Genomic DNA, 18,786 nt, shown 5'->3' with positions numbered 1-18,786 from the left:
TTTAATTTAACCTTTTAAAGCTAAGCTCCTTTCGATTTTAATCACGTCATTTAATTCTTATTTCCTACTGAGCAATGCTCACGTTGCCATAGCCTTGTCGCTTAGATTGAAACAAGGCTTTAATGGTGCGCTCCAGCCAATCGGGAAACTCTTCTGCGTCTCGCAATTCAGACATACCAATAGCAACATTGAATTTTTCCCCTAAAAGGAAATGCGCAATTAGGCATTCAAGTAGCCTGTCTGCGAGGATGTTTGCTGAATCTAATTGGGTCTGGGGGCAAAGCACCACAAACTGCTCCCCATCGAATCGAGATACAACATCCACCTCTCGTACCGTATCAAGGCAGTTTTGGGCTACCGCTTTTAACGCTTCTTCTCGAATAGTCGGGTCGTGCGTATATAAACCTTCATCAACCGGCGTTAAATCGATAGCGATTAAGGTTGCAGTAGTATGGAAACGATGGAAACGTGAAATCTCTTCTTCCGCACGTTGGATCATATGATTACGATTGTACAACCCAGTAATATTGTCGTGTGCCGAAAGAAAACCTAATGTTTTGTTTTTTTCCAGCAAATTAGCTTGAAGCGCGCTTATTTCCTCATTCTTTTGCTGAATTATGCGCTTGTACCCACCAACATGACGGTTTCTCGAAATTAGCCATAGCAGCCCCATCAATACAATGATAGAGCTCAGTATCATTACGGTATAATTGCGGCTGTATCGAATTTGCACATTATTCCATTGTTTATAAATTTCTACTTTTCGCGTCTCTGGAATGCGTTCTATTGCTGTGTTTAGCTTGTCTACCAAGTAGCTGTAAGACTTGTTGATACCAAATGCTAGAGAGTCAAAAGGCTCAGCGTAACCTACGATGTCCAAATCTTCGAGTTCCAAATTGTTAATGTGCATGTTCACGCTCATCAGGGAGCCTACCATCACATCAAATTCACCGCTTACTAGTTGCTTTAACCCTTCTTCTTCAGAAGGGATTAGCTTTAGTCGCAGACCAGGGTAATAGCGCGAAATATACTCGACCTGACGATATCCCTGCACTATCCCAACTGTGCGGTTACCAATGCCGGAATAACCTTGTAACATTGGCATACCTGCACGGGCAACAAGCACGTTGGGCGCTTCGAAATACGGCATACTAAAATCTAAGAACTGCTTGCGGTAGTCGGACGTGTTCAACATAGGAATAACCTGGCATTTGCCTTGTTGAATAAACTCTAAGCTTTCTTGCCAGCTTTGTGTTGGGACGAGCGTAAACTTAAGGTCGGCAAGTTCAGCGATAAGCTGCATGTATTGGGCTGAAATACCAACGTGAATCCCATTTCTTATCGCTTCATAAGGCGCCCAGTTCGGGTCGATACAATAGGTTACTTCGTTTGTTTTTTGAGAGGCTGCTGGTTCCTGAAATTCCGACTGTGAAAGCGTACTAAAAAAAGTGGTTACCAGTAACACTACTGTGTTAAGCAGATTTTTTCTTATTTTTTTCAACTGCACACCCAAAAAATGTAAATAGATCAACAACAAATCAACCGCGAAGTATTAAGGGTAAACTCAAAAAAAGCAATAAATTCGCTTATTACCTCATTCTTTGTCTACGTAACACTCTGTCGCTGCTTGAATACAGCCTGATCATATCGTTTTTCTTTAATAATTGCTGCCAATGACATAACGGCTTTTTCAATATCAGCAAAACTCAAGTACAACGGCGCAAAGCCAATGCGAAGAATATTAGGTGCACGAAAATCGGCAATAACACCTTCTGCAATCCATGCTTGGCAAATGGCATAGGCGTCCTCATGTACAAAAGCAATTTGGCTTCCTCTGTTATCCAGCGGCGGGCTTACAACTTTGAGTTCCTCTAGAAGACTCGCCCTTTTAGCCTCAGCTATGAAAAATGCCTGTAGTTTTTTCGACTTTTCATCAATAGTCTTTAGTGACACATCATCGAACACATCAAGTGCTGCATCTAAGATGCTCATTCCGATAATACCCGGCGTTCCGCACAGGTTTTGTTTAACAGAGGTATCAGGTGTGTAGTCCGGAAAAAAAGAAAATGGCGAGTTGTGGCCCATCCAACCAGATAACGGCTGTTTGTACCTAGCCTGATGGCGACGAGCAACATAAATGAAAGCTGGAGCACCAGGGCCTCCATTTAAGTACTTATAGGTGCAGCCTACAGCAAAGTCTACATTACAGTCATCCAGGTACACGGGGAATGCCCCAGCACTATGGGCCAAATCCCACAGTGTCAGAATCCCCTTACTTTGCGCTTGCTCAGTAATAGCTTTCATATCAAGCTTAAAGCCACTTCTAAAATTGACCTGAGTTAACATTAGTACCGCAATATCATCGGTCAGCTGAGCGCTAATATTGCTTTCATCCACATATCGAATACTGTAATCATCGCCCAGTAAATCCAGCAAACCTTGCACCATATAAATATCGGTGGGGAAATTATCCCTTGTTGTCGCGATCACTTTTCTCTCGGGGTGCATTCTCAAAGCAGCGCTAAGTACCTTAAAAAGGTTAATAGAAATAGAGTCGCAACATATCACTTGCCCTTGCTTCGCACCGACGAGCGTACCTATTTTGTCACCCACCTGTTGCGGTAATGAGATCCACTGATGTTTATTCCAGCTTGTAATAAGGCTTTCACCCCACTGCATTTTGACCACTTCACTCGCCCGCTTTTCTGCGTTTTTTGGCAATGGCCCCAGTGAATTACCGTCAAGATATATCGTATTTTCTGGCAGTAAAAAGGCATCCGCTTTACAAGAAAGTGGATCTTTTTCATCAAGTTGCTTGGCAGTAAAAACCTTATTTATCATGTTCACCTAAAACCTCAAGTAAAGCATCAAAGGATGATGAGTCGGGGTGGAGCCAGTCAAAATGCCCACCGTTTTTTATTATTCTATTTTTTGCGCCGGGTATTGTAGCGTGGTGTTCGGGAACAATGCTATCTTCGTTACCTTGCAGTAAGGTGACTGAAGGTTGAATATCAGTAGCTACTGGCGTGGCCAGTTGGTACTCGTGTTCCTTCTCAGAGGGTAAGCCCTGCATAAATTGAGGCGTAGCGGTCTGACAGCTATTTTCTCCAAGTGCATAACTTTTCACATTCGTAATAGCGGCAAGCCCTATCACTTGCTTGATGCTTTTACCTAAATCACTGCGCGATAGTTGCTGTGCAGCGAGCAAGCCAAGATGGCCACCTGCAGAGTGACCTACCACAAAAATATTGCGGTAATCATCTGCCGTAACTATTTTTTCTAGCGATGCTTTCACTGCTGTTGTTACATCATTCAGACTACCAGGCCAGCCACCTCCCTCATCGCCAACACGCCGGTATTCTATTGCAAAGACACCCATCCCTAACTCCGACAACGCGTTATAAAACCCTTTAGCATGGTCGTATCCATATGCGTTTAGCCAGCATCCGCCATGCACAAAAATTATGGCGTCCCCAGCAATCCTACTTTGAACACCATTGCGGCCATGCCACACATACACTGTCTGAAGCGGGTCTTCACCATAACTGAACTGCGAATCATGCTCCCTCGTTGGCAAGACACCCAACGCAGAATATGAAACCTGAGTTAGGAAGTGTGAGTTTGCATTCGGATCTTGGTTTGGATGGATGTAGGCGTGGGTGTCACTGGAAGAACGATTCAAGGGCGACTTCCGTTGATTAACGTGGGTGTCCTTGTAATTTAAAGCTGTTTGAAAGACATCAACCGTAGAAGCAGCGTGAGCGTGAGTAATCGATGTTGAGTTTGAATGGGTGTCATTCGAGCCAGAACCCAATTTATTAACGTGGGTGTCTTTGTAACTTAAATTGATATCCGCTTTCTGTATTGGCGTCGCGTGAGTATAAGTTACAGGTGCAAAAGTAATGAGCGCCGTTAATAAGGTTATACGGATTGGATTGAGGAGCAATTTCATATTAGTCAGTTTTATTTTCATTAAACCATAGAGTACCAACGATGTGATGGCACTCTATGATTAATTTTTTGACATGTTTACGATTGTTTCAAGCTAGAGCATCTCAACGGCAAGTGCTACACCCTCACCACCGCCAATACATAAAGATGCGATACCTTTTCGACCGCCGCGTTGTTTCAGTGCGTGTAGAAGCGTTACCAAAATGCGTGCACCAGAGGCTCCAATTGGGTGACCCAATGCACAAGCGCCGCCTTTTACGTTTACTTTACTTTCATCTAGTCCAAGTTTCTTGACTGCCAACATAGTTACCATGGCGAATGCTTCGTTAATTTCAAAAAGATCGACTTCTTCTTTCGTCCAACCTGCTTTATCCAGCACTTTTTTCATAGCGCCAACAGGTGCAACGGTGAAGTTTTCAGGTTCAATAGAATTTGTAGCGTGAGCAACAACGCGCGCAAGTGGTGCTAGACCAAGTTCATTTGCTTTGTTTTCGCTCATTACAACCAGTGCCGCTGCTCCGTCAGAGATTGAGCTTGAGTTAGCAGCCGTGACCGTACCGTCTTTTTTGAAAGCCGCTCTTAGTGTTGGAATTTTTTCAGGGCGAGCCGAACCTGGGCCTTCATCGGTATCAACAACAGTATCGCCCTTACGAGAAGAAACCGTAACAGGTACTATTTCATCGACGAAAGTTCCGCTGTTTATTGCTTCGTGTGCCTTGGAAAGCGAGCTTAGAGCAAACTCATCCATTTCGCCGCGAGAAATATTTTCTTCATCAGCAGTGTCCTGCGCGAAGCAGCCCATTGCTTTGCCGTCATAGGCATTTTCCAGACCATCTAGCATCATATGATCAAGCACTTGACCGTGCCCCATACGATATCCTGTTCTAGCTTTAGGCAACATGTATGGTGCATTACTCATGCTTTCCATTCCACCTGCCACGACTGCCGTAGCACTGCCCGCTTTTATCAAGTCGTGCGCCATCATTACCGCTTTTAAGCCCGAACCGCATACTTTGTTGATAGTTGTCACACCAGCGCTTAATGGAAGCCCCGCACCCAGTGAAGCTTGACGCGCAGGAGATTGACCAAGACCAGCAGGTAATACACATCCCATTATGACTTCATCAATTACAGAGACATCCATCTCTTCACAGGCTGATTTAATCGCAACTTCTCCAAGTTTGGTCGCAGTAAGCGAAGACAAATTTCCGTTGAAACCACCCATTGGTGTGCGTTTAGCCGCGACAATAACTACTGATTCGTTACTCATAACCGTGCCCTTAAAATTCATTTAAATTATAGAGTTAAGTGAAGAAAACTACGTAGATGTATACAAAAGTAAACACCCCTAACAGCTACAACGCCTTACCTTCACCATGAAAAATTGACGTTAGTAAAATGTTACTTTACCTTAACGTAAAATGTAATTAACGTTAACGTAAACCTGTACAAAGTATGTGTCAACCAAACACTACGTTTTAATCTCACGGTATGTAAAAACACCTACCGTAAGACAATAGTGTTAAAGCAAAGACACCCACCGAACTACAGATAATTTAATTACAAAGACACCCACGTTAAAACAGAGGTGTTAAGACAGCGCTGAAATACAAGGTACGTGTAATGAGCAAGTACGACGACGAAACAACATATGCCATAGGCGAACTCGCTCGAGAGTTTGACATTACTCCCCGTTCAATTCGTTTTTACGAAGAACAAGGACTAATGTCACCGTCAAGAACGGGACAAAATCGCGTTTATCTGAACAAAGATAGAGTGCGCTTAAAGCTGATCTTGCGAGGAAAACGGCTGGGATTTTCCCTTGCTGAAGTCAAGACTCTGTTCGACATGTACGACACTAACCCCAATTCGGCCATTCAGTTAGAAGCCATGCTTGAAATGACTGAACAGAAAAGAGCAGTGCTGAAACAGCAGCTAGAAGATATCCAGATGCTAATGTCTGAACTAGATGATGTTGAAGCACGTTGCCGTGAAGAACTCGCAGAACTTAAACGAGGAAATATCGCATGAACACCTCCTACCCTACTTTAAATTTTGGACTTGGCGAAGACATCGAGATGTTACGTGATCAGGTCTATCAATTTGCACAAAATGAGATTGCTCCTCTTGCTGAACAAGCAGATGCAGATAACCAATTCCCAAACCAATTGTGGACAAAGCTTGGCGATATGGGCCTGTTGGGCGTTACTGTTTCAGAGCAATATGGTGGCTCTGATATGGGCTACCTTGCGCACACTATCGCAATGGAAGAAGTGAGCCGCGCGTCAGGTGGTATTGGATTGAGCTATGGCGCACATTCGAATCTTTGTGTTAACCAAATCTTTAAAAATGGTAGTGATGCCCAGCGTGAAAAGTACCTGCCTAGATTAGTAAGCGGTGAACATATTGGTGCATTGGCGATGAGTGAGCCTAATGCAGGCTCAGACGTTGTTAGCATGAAGCTGAAGGCTGAAAAACGTGGCGACAAATACATCCTTAACGGTAACAAGATGTGGATCACGAACGGTCCTGATGCACACACTTTTGTTATCTACGCTAAGACTGACCCTAACGCAGGGCCAAGAGGGATCACAGCTTTTATCGTAGAGCGTGACTTCCCTGGCTTCAGCCGCGCACAGAAACTCGACAAACTGGGTATGCGCTCATCTAATACCTGTGAATTAGTTTTCGAAGATTGTGAAGTACCTGCAGAGAATATTCTAGGCAACGAAGGTGAAGGCGTTCGCGTACTTATGAGCGGCCTTGATTACGAGCGCCTTGTTTTATCCGGTGGCCCGCTAGGCATCATGCAGTCGTGCATGGATATCGTAGTACCTTACATTCACGACCGTCAGCAATTTGGCCAATCAATTGGTCAATTCCAGCTAGTACAAGGGAAAGTAGCTGACATGTACACGCAAATGAATGCTGCACGCGCGTATGTTTACACCGTTGCACAGTCATGCGATCGCGGTGAAACAACGCGAAAAGATGCTGCTGGCGCGATTCTTTACTCAGCAGAACTGGCAACCAAAATGGCGTTAGATGCCATTCAGCTGTTAGGTGGTAATGGTTATATCAACGAATACCCAACAGGTCGCCTATTACGTGACGCCAAGCTATATGAAATTGGCGCCGGAACGTCTGAAATTCGCCGAATGCTTATAGGCCGCGAGCTATTTAACGAATCTAAATAATAAGTAGTTATGGGTGAAAGATAACTTCGTTTGCGTCAAGAAAGGCTAGGCGCTCTTTGAGTCATAGAAGTTATAAAGACACCCACCCTACTCTATTTTAAGTAGATTTAGAAAAGCTGAACTTTATTAATAGGCTAATGAATTGCAAAGACACCCACCGCAGCGAAGGCGCTAAGCATGGGTGTCTTGCCAATCATCTTGCTAACTAGTGGCTAACGCGACAGCCGTCGCATAGGCCCAACACAAGGAGGGGTTATGCCCGTTCTTCGCTCAAGTATAAATACGAAATCTGAAACATTTATCGCAAATGCCGAACACATGCAGGCTCAGGTAAATGATCTCCTCGAAAAAATCGAACAAATTTGCCAAGGTGGTGGAGAAAAAGCAGCTGAGCGCCACGTGTCTCGAGGTAAGCTACTACCGCGCGACCGAATCAATGCACTGATTGACCCAGACACGCCTTTCCTAGAAATAGGCCAACTGGCAGCATGGGAAGTCTACGAAGACTACGTACCTTGTGCAGGCGTTGTTGCCGGTATAGGTATTGTTGCTGGCATCGAGTGTATGATTGTAGCTAATGATGCCACCGTTAAGGGCGGTACTTACTACCCTTTAACCGTAAAAAAACACCTTAGAGCGCAAACAATTGCAGAGCAAAATAACCTGCCTTGTATCTATCTAGTAGATTCAGGTGGTGCTAACTTACCTCGCCAAGATGATGTATTCCCAGACAGAGAGCACTTTGGCCGCATCTTTTTTAATCAAGCGAATATGTCTGCTAAGAATATCCCTCAAATTGCGGTAGTAATGGGTTCCTGTACAGCTGGTGGTGCTTATGTTCCCGCTATGGCTGATGAAAGCATTATTGTAAAAGAACAAGCGACTATTTTCCTAGGCGGCCCACCGCTTGTTAAAGCAGCAACAGGTGAAGTGGTTACCGCAGAAGAGCTTGGCGGCGGTGACGTTCATACTCGAATTTCAGGCGTTGCCGACCATCTTGCTAACAACGACCACCACGCGCTTTCATTGGCGCGTAATGCTGTCTCCAGACTAAACAGGAAGAAGCCAGAAGGTCTGGACGTGGCAGAGGTAAAACCACCACGCTACGACACCAAAGAGATTTACGGTATTGTGCCTGCTGATAGTCGTCAGACATACGATGTAAGAGAAATCATTGCGCGTATTGTGGATGATTCAGACTTTGATGAGTTCAAACCCCTTTACGGCACAACATTAGTTTGTGGTTTTGCACGCATTTTCGGTTTCCCTGTAGGCATTGTGGCTAACAACGGCATACTTTTCGGTGAAAGCGCACTTAAAGGTGCGCATTTTGTCGAACTATGCGCCATGCGAAAAATACCTCTCGTGTTTTTGCAAAACATCACAGGCTTTATGGTCGGTAAGCGATACGAGCACGGCGGTATCGCAAAACACGGCGCAAAAATGGTAACCGCTGTTGCATGTGCGAATGTGCCAAAGCTCACAGTGCTTATCGGCGGCAGTTTCGGTGCAGGTAACTATGGCATGTGTGGCCGAGCCTATGACCCACGCTTCCTTTTCATGTGGCCAAACGCTCGAATCTCTGTAATGGGTGGTGAACAAGCTGCTGGCGTACTCGCCCAGGTTAAGCGCGACCAAAAAGAGCGCTCAGGCGAGTCATGGTCGGAAGAAGAAGAAAAGGCATTTAAACAACCTGTTATCGATACGTACGAAAAACAAGGACATCCATACTATGCGTCTGCAAGGCTTTGGGATGATGGCGTTATTGACCCAGCGGATACGCGATTAGTGCTTGGCCTATCGCTTTCAGCGGCGCTTAACAAGCCTATCGAAGACACCCAATTTGGCATATTTAGAATGTAGGAGTGCTGGAAATGGAACAATCAGTGATTTACAGCGTAGATGAAAGAAACATTGCCACTGTTACTTTAAACAGAGCTGAAAAACATAATGCCTTTGACGACGAAATGATAAACGAGCTTACTCGCGTTTTTAAAAAAGCGGGTGAAGACGCAAACGTTCGCGCTCTAATTTTACGAGCGGAAGGCAAAAGTTTCAGTGCAGGGGCCGATCTTAACTGGATGAAAAAAATGGCCAGTTATACCGAAGCGCAAAATGAAAGTGATGCACTTGCATTAGCCACCATGCTGCAGACGCTTTATAAAATGCCGAAGCCCACGATAGCAAGAGTACAAGGCGCAGCTTTTGGCGGTGCTGTTGGTTTAATTGCATGTTGCGATATTGCTATTGGAAGCAAGCTCAGTAAATTTTGCTTAAGTGAAGTTAAAATTGGCCTTATTCCGGCAACCATCAGCCCTTACGTTGTTGAAGCTATGGGCGCACGAGTATGCCGACGCTACTTCCAGTCCGCTGAAGTATTTTCTGCGCGCAGAGCAAGACGACTTGGACTTTTGAGCGAATCAGTAACAGAAGACGAACTCGATAGCACTATCGACAATATTTTATCAAACATACTGAAAAACGGCCCCCAAGCAGTGGCGAAAGCAAAAGACTTAGTGCAATGGGTGTCTACGCAAGAGATTAACGATGCCCTTCTCACAAAGACAAGCAAACTTATCGCACAAGTTAGGACATCTATAGAAGGTCAAGAAGGTCTGTCAGCCTTTTTAGAAAAGCGCAGTGCTTCATGGGTGGAGGTTAAGAATGATAAATAAATTACTAATTGCAAACCGTGGTGAAATTGCATGCCGCGTTATAAAGACAGCCAACACTCAAGGTGTAAAGACGGTAGCCGTTTACTCTGACGCCGACAAAAATGCCCTTCATGTACAAATGGCTGATGAAGCTGTTTATCTAGGGCCATCTCCGTCGAAGGAAAGTTATTTACGAGGCGAGTTGATCATTGAAAAAGCAAAGGAGCTTGGTGTAAACGCTATCCACCCAGGCTACGGCTTTCTCTCGGAAAATGCTGAGTTTGCGAATCTATGCGCCAAAAACAATATTATCTTTGTAGGCCCACCAGCATCTGCAATTGAAGCGATGGGGTCTAAGTCTGCCGCTAAACACATTATGGAAAAAGCAGGTGTTCCTTTAGTTCCAGGCTATCATGGCGACGATCAAAGTGAAGCGATATTAAAAGGCGCTGCCGATGAAATGGGATACCCAGTCCTTCTAAAAGCCGCTGCTGGCGGTGGCGGTAAAGGCATGCGCCAAGTTTGGAGTGAAAAAGAGTTTTCTCAAGCATTAAACGCAGCTAAACGTGAATCTATGGCGAGCTTTGGTGACGACCACATGCTGGTTGAAAAGTACCTCACGCGTCCTCGTCACGTTGAAATTCAAGTTTTCTGTGACACCCATGGCAACGGCGTGTACCTTTTTGAACGTGATTGTTCGGTTCAACGCCGACACCAAAAGATTATCGAAGAAGCCCCTGCCCCCAATATGTCTCAGTCAGTGAGAGAAAAAATGGGTGAAGCGGCGATACTCGCAGCGAAAGCCATTAACTACGTAGGTGCGGGAACGGTTGAGTTTTTACTTGATGAAGACGGTTCATTTTACTTCATGGAAATGAATACGCGCTTGCAAGTTGAACACCCTGTCACCGAAATGATTACCCGTGAGGATTTGGTTCACTGGCAATTGACTATTGCCGAAGGAAAGCCCCTTCCTAAACAACAAAATGAACTCACGTTAACAGGACACGCATTCGAAGCGCGCATTTATGCTGAAGATCCAAACAACGAGTTTCTGCCTTCTACCGGCACGCTGTGCCTTTTACGTACGCCAAAAGAAAACGACGTAGTTCGCGTTGATACCGGCGTTATTGAAGGTGATGAGGTAAGCGTTTTTTACGACCCTATGATTGCCAAGCTTGTGGTTTGGGGAGAGAACCGTGAGATAGCGCTCAAGCGCCTAATTAGTGCATTGGGTGACTACTATATTGACGGTGTAAGCACAAACATCGACTTCTTAAAGCGTGTCGTTACACACCCTGCGTTCGTTAGCGCTGAGCTTACAACTACGTTTGTGGAGAAACACCATGACTCGTTGTTTAGTGCAACCGCTAACGATGAAACTAGCAATGACATCCACACTAACATTCCTGCAATGGCATTGCTTTCGCTTTTAAATAGAAAGGCTTCAGGAAGTAATAAGACCCCAGCGGTGTGGTCAACTGCAGGTGCGTGGCGGGCTAATGCAAATCATACAGAAACTCTCATCTTGCTTTGCAACCAAGAAGAAGTGCATATTGAGGTTAAACACCAGCGTACCGGAAGTGAAGATGTTTGGGAGGTGTCTGTAGACGACAATACTTATAACGTAGACGGAAAACTTGTAGACAATAATTTGCAAGCAACGATTGATGGCTACAAATCAACATTCACGTTTTCAAACAACAACGATACGTTCACTCTTTTTAACAAAGACACCCATGCTACATTCAACATAATCTCAGCATCGCTAGGTGATGATAGTGGCGATGCTGATGATGCTAACTTCAGTGCCCCGATGAACGGAACTATAGTGGCACATTTGGTCGAAAAGGGTGTGTTGGTCAGAAAAGGCGAGCCTATACTGGTCATGGAAGCGATGAAAATGGAGCACAGCATCATCGCCCCGCACGATGGTGCAGTGGAAGAGTTCTTTTTCAACCCTGGTGAGTTAGTTGACGGTGGCGCCACACTTTTAGCATTTTCAGCGAAAGAAACTTCAGAGGGCTAAAGTGATGTTTCCAAATGCAGTAAGTATTGTTGAAGTTGGCCCCCGAGACGGCCTTCAAAATGAAAAAGAAGCGTTAAACGCTGACCAAAAAATTGAACTTATAAGACTTCTTTCACTGACTGGCCTTAATCGTATCGAAGCAGGAAGCTTTGTTTCTCCCAAATGGGTGCCCCAAATGGCGAACTCGGATGCAGTTTTTAGGGCGCTTAGCCCCGAAGACAAGATTCATTATTCTGCATTGACACCCAATCTTAAAGGCTTAGAAGCAGCTATTGATGCGGGAGCGAAAGAGGTTGCAGTATTTGGTGCGGCTTCTGAATCCTTTTCACAAAAGAACATTAACTGCTCTATAAGCGAGAGCTTAAAGCGTTTCGAGGCTGTCTTTGACCTGGCAAGCGAAAACAAAATCAAAGTGAGGGGCTATGTTTCATGCGTAATGGGGTGTCCTTACGAAGGTGAAATTTCACCTAGCGCCGTAACACAGGTAAGTAAGGAACTCATTGACATGGGGTGTTACGAGGTATCCCTTGGCGATACTATCGGCGTAGGCACACCAATGTCTACAAGATTGCTATTAGATGACGTATTGAAAGAGATTAATGTCAACAAAGTTGCCGCCCATTTCCATGATACATATGGACAAGCGTTAGTAAATTTATATACAGCTTTGGGGTACGGTGTAGCTACTATAGATTCAGCTGTCGCTGGCCTCGGAGGCTGCCCGTATGCCAAAGGAGCAAGTGGAAATGTAGCCACTGAAGATGTTGTTTATATGCTCAACGGTATGGGTATCACAACTGGGGTGAGTATTGAAAAATTGCTTTCGGCAACTTCATATATATCTGAAGTTTTAGGGCGCTCACCCGTATCGAAAGCAGCCAATGCGCTTTTAACTAAATAGTCATTTTTTATTTAACCTCCTTTATTACGTAGACACCCATATTAAGCATATATGTCTCTGATGTATTGGGTGTCTATGCAACACCTCACTAAGTATATACGTTGCTGATATTTGGGGTGTCTTTGTAACGCACTGATATGTTGGGTGTCTTCATAGCGCTCCACCTCTTACCAAACAACCAGTTTTCATGCGTAAAACCGCCCTATCGTTCAGGTCACAGCTTCCCCCATGCAATGGTAAGTTAATATCTTTGATACTACCTAGATGAAAAATTGGACATGGCACAAAGCAGGAAGTCACTTATTAGTCTTCAAGACACGCCTTATTACCATTGTATATCTCGCTGCGTAAGACGAAGCTACCTTTGCGGATTCGACCGCGTTACAAACATCAGTTACGAGCACAGAAAATCATGGGTTGAACAAAGGCTGTTGTTTTTGAGCAAAGTCTTCGCCATTGAAATCTGTGCTTACGCAGTAATGAGCAACCATGTACATATTATTTTGTGCGTTAACAAAAACGCGGCACTTTCCTGGTCAATAAACACGGTGCTAAAACAGTGGCATAAAATGCACAAAGGTACCCTTTTAACGCAAAAATACATGAAAGGCGAAGTCCTTAGCAAAATGGAGTTAGAAACGGTGAAAAGTACTGCTGAAGTATATAGAAAAAGACTCTATGACATTAGTTGGTTCATGAGGAACTTAAACGAGTTTATTGCAAGGAAAGCGAACCAAGAGGATGACTGTACAGGCAGGTTCTGGGAAGGCCGATTTCGCTCTCAAGCATTGTTAACAGAAAAGGCTTTATTATCGTGCATGGCTTATGTTGATTTAAACCCGATACGAGCAGAAGCTGCAGCGAGCCTAGAAGAATCACTTAATACGAGCATTCATAAAAGATTGACTCTTCATATGTCTAACAATAACTCCGAAAAAGGATTTATGCCATTTAAATGCCAAATAATAAGCCAAAATCGACGCTGTTTAAACTTTACTCTGAAACGCTATTATGAGCTTTTAAACTGCTCAATTAAATCACTGCGTAACCACGACGAGAACGCCTCACCAAAGGGAAATCACTTGGAGCTGAAGCTGGGGCTAGTTGGCCTAAACCAAACTCAGTGGACTCAGGCAATAAGACATTTTGAGAGTGCGTTCTCGATCGCTGCTGGAGACACGGCCTCTATGCAAAAGTTTAAAATACACACTAATAGGAAGCGGTTAGCTAAACAAAAATCTGCCACGCTTTGCTTTGATACTGCCTAGCCTACTTTTCAGAGGGTAGAATAATGGTCGTAACAACTGCAATCAAGAGCATACCTGTCATGATATAAACAACAGAAAACGGTAGAACAGGCGTTAGCGCTGCATAGAGCGCACCAAATGATAACAATATTATCCCTATTGCAGTGTTAGAAAAGCCAACAAGTTCGGTTCTTTCATGGCCATCTTTAACATCTAAGCTATAAGTCTTTCTACCTGTTCGTACACCTGTGTGAGCAATTGAAAGCAGGAAAAACAAAATTGCTGAAGTAATAATTGAAGTGGACTTCAAGAAAAGAAGTGCGCCACATGCGCTCAATGCTAACACCCCTGACAATTGTAGAGTTAACCGAGCGCTTTTATCTGCGACTTTTCCCCAAATAATAGACGACAAGAGCGCTGCCAAAGCTTCAGCGCCTATATATATGGGAAGAAGCTCTTTCGCATCTCCACTTCGTTCAATCATGAAATAAGGAGCCACAAGTGCCGAATGGACAAAAAGCCCTCTTACAAAAATGAACTTATAAACGGTAGAGTCAAAATTAACATTTAATGCTTGCCCCTCGTCTTTTCCGGTATTTACATGTGTCTTCACTGGCCATACACAAATCAACGTCAGCACAAATGAGAGCAGGCTTCCACCTAAAATAAATAGTAGAACATTGGACGAGAATGCCTTATTGAAAATAACTAAAGGTATCGCTATTGCTAAGGTCACAACACCAGATGCAGTAGACGCTATCCCAATAAGGTTACCTCGCTCGCCCTTTTTCGCAACATCAGCCTCCATGTCTTTAACGGTTAGTGAACAAGCTGAGCGGCCTAGACTTAGAAATACTAGTGCAAAAAGAAGCAGGGCTCCCGCTGTAAAGCCAGAAAAATACACGACAGATAACAGCATTGTGAGTACTGAAAATGCCTGCACCACCATACCCACACGCCAGACGACATGCCTTTGAGTATGTTTGCGAAGATAAATACTGATAAAAACCTGAGGAAGAAGTGCCCCCGACTCTCTGATTGGTACTAACCAGCCCACCATCCAAATCGGAGCCCCAACGCTTACAAGAATTGCGGTTAAGGTTGTTTTAGCTGAGATAAGTAAGTCGGCAAGCTTGTTAAGAGAGAGGCCCGCTACGAGGAGATTTTTTTCTTTCATAAACGATAGGCGTGTACCGTAATTTAATCCTGTAATTACGGTACTTTAATATATTTAGATCAGAACCTTATGTTTATTAACCATTGTTCTCAACGAGCACCTTAAGGTTTTCAAGCCCCATTTCGAAGTCGGGCCCAATCATGCTGTCCATCATTAAGACAAAAAGTTTGTTTATTGGGTTGTTATCAACGGAGCCTTCGTCTCTCCAGGTAACTATAGACCCATCATCGATAGACTCAATTTCAACCACACCTGATGAGCCCATGTCAAACTCAGGGAAATATAAGCGATAGAGAACACGTTTGTTGTGTTCTAGTTGCGTAATTTCCATTTCACCATTGCCTTCTGTCTCGCTTTTCCATTCCGAGCGCATCCCAATTGCTCTATCAGGGCCAGAGTAGTCAAGTTTCATACTTGGGTCACGTTTGAACCACACGCCCCATTTTTGCCACTCTCTTAAGTCCACGACATACGGATATATTTCAGATGGCTGAGCATCAATATTGACTTTCCTTTCTACACTGTAATCATTAGGAATAAAAAAGCTTGTAACAACAAACAATAAAATTACAGTACCCACGACAACTAATAGTTTTTTTAATGCTCTCATCTGACACTCCAAGACAAATCGGTGCTCCAAATATAACATCTAATTAACATTTGTCACTTAAAGTAGCATTGACCTCTTTTTTGATCTTTGCGTTAGATAGACACCCATCCAAACATTTTCATCGCAATTGCCCACATTAATGCTACGTCAAACTATTTAAATCTTATCGTGGATGTCTCTTAAAATAGTTAGATAACCTCTAGCTATCGTTAGTACCGCATCTGAACGGATGTCTTCTACATTTTTTGAAATTTAAATCTTAGTGACTATTTTTATCTCACAACAATAAGGCACCAATGCATTATTTTAAGCAAATATCACCATGCTTTTGCTCCGTTGGATGGGTGTCTTGCTTAATTTATATTTTGCTTATTTCATATAATAGAGCGTGGGTGTCTTTTTTAGGATTTTTATAATCGTGTTGATGATTCATGTTGAACTTATGATGGGTGTCTTGCTAAGAAAATTCGTACCAGCCACATAAGTTTAAAAAATTTAACCATTTCATCACAAAGCAGAAAAATCCGGCTGTTATTATAAAATATCTTGTGTAATATGGGTTTAGGTTATCAGGAAAGTCTGTTCACACGGGCCTATCATGCATAGCGCACTCAATCGCAACACTTCGTTTTCTTTTTATATTTCTATCGATACACAGTTGTCGCTTTTTTACAGGAGTTTATAGGAAATGGCAGATCAAAGCTCTCGTTACATCAGTAACCTTACTCGCGATACATATGCGCTTATTCTAGCTGGGGGCAAAGGTTCAAGATTACACGAACTCACTAACTGGCGAGCCAAGCCGGCGCTTTATTTCGGCGGTAAGTTTAGAATCATCGACTTTCCTCTATCAAATTGTGTTAACTCAGGGATAAGACGAATTGGCGTAGTAACACAATACAAGTCTCATTCACTTATTCGTCACCTTGTTAGAGGTTGGGGGCACTTCAAAAAAGAACTGGGTGAATCAGTAGAAATCCTCCCCGCTTCACAGCGCTTTTCTGATAGCTGGTACGAGGGCACGGCCGATGCTGTTTTTCAGAATATTGACATCATTCGCGACGAACTCCCCAAGTACGTTATGATCCTTTCCGGCGACCATATCTATCGTATGGATTACGGTGATATGCTTGCGAAACACAAGGAATCTGGCGCAAAAATGACGGTTTCATGTATGTCTGTCCCGCTAGAAGAAGCGGCAAGCGCGTTTGGCGTGATGTCTGTAGACGAAAATTATCGTATCAACGGTTTTGAAGAAAAACCAGCCAACCCTACGCCGTTACCTAACGATCCCACTCGTTGCTTAGCGTCTATGGGCAACTATGTATTCGACACAGAATTTTTGTTTGAACAGCTAAGAGTAGACTCTGAAAACATGGGCTCTCAGCGTGACTTTGGTAAAGATATTATTCCTTCAATCATTGCTGACCACCCGGTTTATGCCTATCCATTTGAACAAAGCGGTGGCGATAACGCTTACTGGCGTGACGTAGGTACCATTGATTCTTTCTGGGAAGCCAATATGGAAATGGTGGCGCCAGTGCCTCAGCTGAACTTATACGATAGGAAGTGGCCCATATGGACCTATCAAGAGCAACTTCCACCAGCAAAATTTGTCTGGGAAGACCACGACAGACGAGGCGAGGCCATTAACTCTGTCGTCTCAGGCGGCTGTATTATATCCGGCTCTACACTGCGCTCTTCTATTTGTTTTTCTAATGTTCGAGTACACTCTTACGGACTTATTGAAGATGCGGTTATTCTTCCTGACGTGGAAATTAAGCGCCATTGTAAATTGAAAAAAGTCATCATAGACCGCGGCTGTGTGATACCCGAAGGAACTACAATTGGTTACGACCATGAGCAAGATAGAGCGCGAGGTTTCCGCGTCTCTGAAAAAGGCGTAGTACTCGTAACCCGCGAAATGCTAGGTCAGCCTGTAGGCGGCCTTAGCAAGTCAACAAAGCAAGATTGATAGTCGCGTTAGAAGTTAATCAGATTGATATTGGCCCCTACACCAATATCAATCTCCTCATCCTGGTTAAGAGCAAACAAAAACACTGACTAACCTTCTTACCTTTATCTCTCACATCATCTCGCTGCACCAATAATTTAAGCCATACGCCAGCCTAAACCCGTAACAACTACTCCGCACGATTCCACTGCTCTAGCGTTTGCTCTATAAAGCTGGCAACTTTCTCAGGGTGCTCCAACGGAAACATATGACCACCTTCTAAAGCTACATGTTCAATCGCATTATGTTTCATAAGGCGTGAATACATTTCAGGTTTGCATACATTGCTTTTGTTACCCGTAGCCAATATTGCCGGACACTTCAGCTTGCCCTTGTATTTTCCTAAGTTGTGAGGGACATTGCGGAATAACTCTGCTTCAACATCCGCTCGAAACGTGAGCGAGATTTTGTCACCTTTTACCGCTGTCACGGATTTCACGTAATCGCGAACACATCGCTTATCCATATCCCTGAAAAGCGCTTTACCATGAAAGTATGACACCATATCCGTGTTGCTTGGCCAACTGGTATTGCGCGTCTGTGCTAGCTTTGCCGGTGTCAATTTGTTAATTAACGGCGTATGTTTTGCGAATTTGAAAAAGTAACTAAGCGGACCAACCACTAACGGCGGGTCGAATAAAATAACGCCTCTGAATAATTCAGGTGCCTCGCACGCAGCCATGTAGGTAATGACGGCACCAAATGAATGTCCGATTCCATAGACACCGCGAGCATCGGTATTCTCTCTTCTTATATGTTTGATTAATTCTTGAACTTGGTTGCGCCAGTTGCCATTTACCGGAAGCTGTGGGTCGTGACCAAAACGATCAACATGCAAACGGTTAAAGTGGCTAGGTAACGCAGAAAACATGGCATTGTAGCTTCCTGCAGGAAACCCGTTCGCATGGGCAAAATGAAAACTCAACTCGGTCGAGGACACCAACATTCTCCTTAATATCCAAACAACAAAGGGGCTTTAAATCAGCCCCTTAGAATGAATATTCGA

At 43.9% G+C, this 18,786-nt stretch carries 15 protein-coding genes; 8 read left to right on the top strand and 7 right to left on the bottom strand.

Annotated elements, in window-relative coordinates; translation table 11 throughout:
* Positions 1–64: 64 nt before the first annotated feature.
* The 4 genes from ACXAGV_RS07700 to ACXAGV_RS07685 form a co-directional block, all read right to left on the bottom strand.
* The gene (locus ACXAGV_RS07700) at positions 65–1,501 is read right to left on the bottom strand and encodes a diguanylate cyclase (RefSeq protein WP_474872747.1); all 1,437 of its coding nucleotides are present in this window, start codon (positions 1,499–1,501) and stop codon (positions 65–67) included.
* A 104-nt stretch (positions 1,502–1,605) separates the two neighbouring features.
* Positions 1,606–2,841, bottom strand: coding sequence for a kynureninase (gene kynU / locus ACXAGV_RS07695; protein WP_474872746.1), 1,236 nt, complete (start codon positions 2,839–2,841; stop codon positions 1,606–1,608).
* Positions 2,831–3,952, bottom strand: coding sequence for an alpha/beta hydrolase family protein (locus tag ACXAGV_RS07690; RefSeq protein ID WP_474872745.1), 1,122 nt, complete (start codon positions 3,950–3,952; stop codon positions 2,831–2,833). Before ACXAGV_RS07690 ends, kynU begins: the two co-directional genes overlap by 11 nt.
* A gap of 93 nt (positions 3,953–4,045) precedes the next feature.
* A complete protein-coding gene (locus ACXAGV_RS07685) occupies positions 4,046–5,221 on the bottom strand; it encodes a thiolase family protein (protein ID WP_474872744.1) in 1,176 nt (391 codons plus the stop codon).
* 353 nt (positions 5,222–5,574) lie between these two features.
* Here ACXAGV_RS07685 and ACXAGV_RS07680 point away from each other — a divergent pair, with 353 nt between their 5' ends.
* The 7 genes from ACXAGV_RS07680 to ACXAGV_RS07650 all read left to right on the top strand — a co-directional run bounded on the left by ACXAGV_RS07680 (position 5,575) and on the right by ACXAGV_RS07650 (position 14,000).
* The gene (locus ACXAGV_RS07680) at positions 5,575–5,982 is read left to right on the top strand and encodes a MerR family transcriptional regulator (protein ID WP_474872743.1); all 408 of its coding nucleotides are present in this window, start codon (positions 5,575–5,577) and stop codon (positions 5,980–5,982) included.
* Entirely contained in the window at positions 5,979–7,148 is a 1,170-nt protein-coding gene (locus ACXAGV_RS07675) for an isovaleryl-CoA dehydrogenase (RefSeq protein ID WP_474872742.1), read from the top strand. The genes ACXAGV_RS07680 and ACXAGV_RS07675 overlap by 4 nt, the downstream gene beginning before the upstream one ends.
* Before the next feature lie 255 nt (positions 7,149–7,403).
* Positions 7,404–9,011, top strand: coding sequence for a carboxyl transferase domain-containing protein (locus ACXAGV_RS07670; protein ID WP_474872741.1), 1,608 nt, complete (start codon positions 7,404–7,406; stop codon positions 9,009–9,011).
* 11 nt (positions 9,012–9,022) lie between these two features.
* On the top strand, positions 9,023–9,823 hold the full coding sequence (locus tag ACXAGV_RS07665) for an enoyl-CoA hydratase/isomerase family protein (RefSeq protein WP_474872740.1): 801 nt from the start codon (positions 9,023–9,025) through the stop codon (positions 9,821–9,823).
* Positions 9,813–11,831 (top strand): acetyl/propionyl/methylcrotonyl-CoA carboxylase subunit alpha, encoded by a 2,019-nt coding sequence (locus ACXAGV_RS07660; RefSeq protein WP_474872739.1) that lies wholly within the window; start codon positions 9,813–9,815, stop codon positions 11,829–11,831. The genes ACXAGV_RS07665 and ACXAGV_RS07660 overlap by 11 nt, the downstream gene beginning before the upstream one ends.
* A gap of 4 nt (positions 11,832–11,835) precedes the next feature.
* Positions 11,836–12,732, top strand: a complete 897-nt coding sequence (locus ACXAGV_RS07655; protein ID WP_474872921.1) for a hydroxymethylglutaryl-CoA lyase — start codon at positions 11,836–11,838, stop codon at positions 12,730–12,732.
* Positions 12,733–13,010: 278 nt separating this feature from the next.
* Positions 13,011–14,000, top strand: a complete 990-nt coding sequence (locus tag ACXAGV_RS07650) for a transposase (RefSeq protein WP_474872738.1) — start codon at positions 13,011–13,013, stop codon at positions 13,998–14,000.
* Position 14,001: 1 nt separating this feature from the next.
* Here ACXAGV_RS07650 and ACXAGV_RS07645 read toward each other — a convergent pair whose 3' ends face one another.
* Both ACXAGV_RS07645 and ACXAGV_RS07640 read right to left on the bottom strand, forming a co-directional pair.
* Entirely contained in the window at positions 14,002–15,156 is a 1,155-nt protein-coding gene (locus ACXAGV_RS07645) for an MFS transporter (protein WP_474872737.1), read from the bottom strand.
* A 76-nt stretch (positions 15,157–15,232) separates the two neighbouring features.
* Positions 15,233–15,766, bottom strand: a complete 534-nt coding sequence (locus tag ACXAGV_RS07640; RefSeq protein ID WP_474872736.1) for an SRPBCC family protein — start codon at positions 15,764–15,766, stop codon at positions 15,233–15,235.
* A gap of 688 nt (positions 15,767–16,454) precedes the next feature.
* Here ACXAGV_RS07640 and glgC point away from each other — a divergent pair.
* Entirely contained in the window at positions 16,455–17,741 is a 1,287-nt protein-coding gene (glgC, locus tag ACXAGV_RS07635) for a glucose-1-phosphate adenylyltransferase (RefSeq protein ID WP_474872735.1), read from the top strand.
* Between the two features lie 169 nt (positions 17,742–17,910).
* Here the strand turns inward: glgC and ACXAGV_RS07630 are convergent, their stop codons facing one another.
* Positions 17,911–18,720 carry an alpha/beta fold hydrolase gene (locus tag ACXAGV_RS07630; RefSeq protein WP_474872734.1) on the bottom strand — a complete coding sequence of 270 codons (810 nt, stop codon included), beginning with the start codon at positions 18,718–18,720 and terminating at the stop codon, positions 17,911–17,913.
* Positions 18,721–18,786: the final 66 nt, after the last annotated feature.

It is taken from the genome of Alteromonas sp. ABH4_453 (assembly GCF_056160665.1).
Note: the sequence above shows the minus strand (reverse complement) of the source record. Positions and strands in the feature narration are given on the sequence as shown.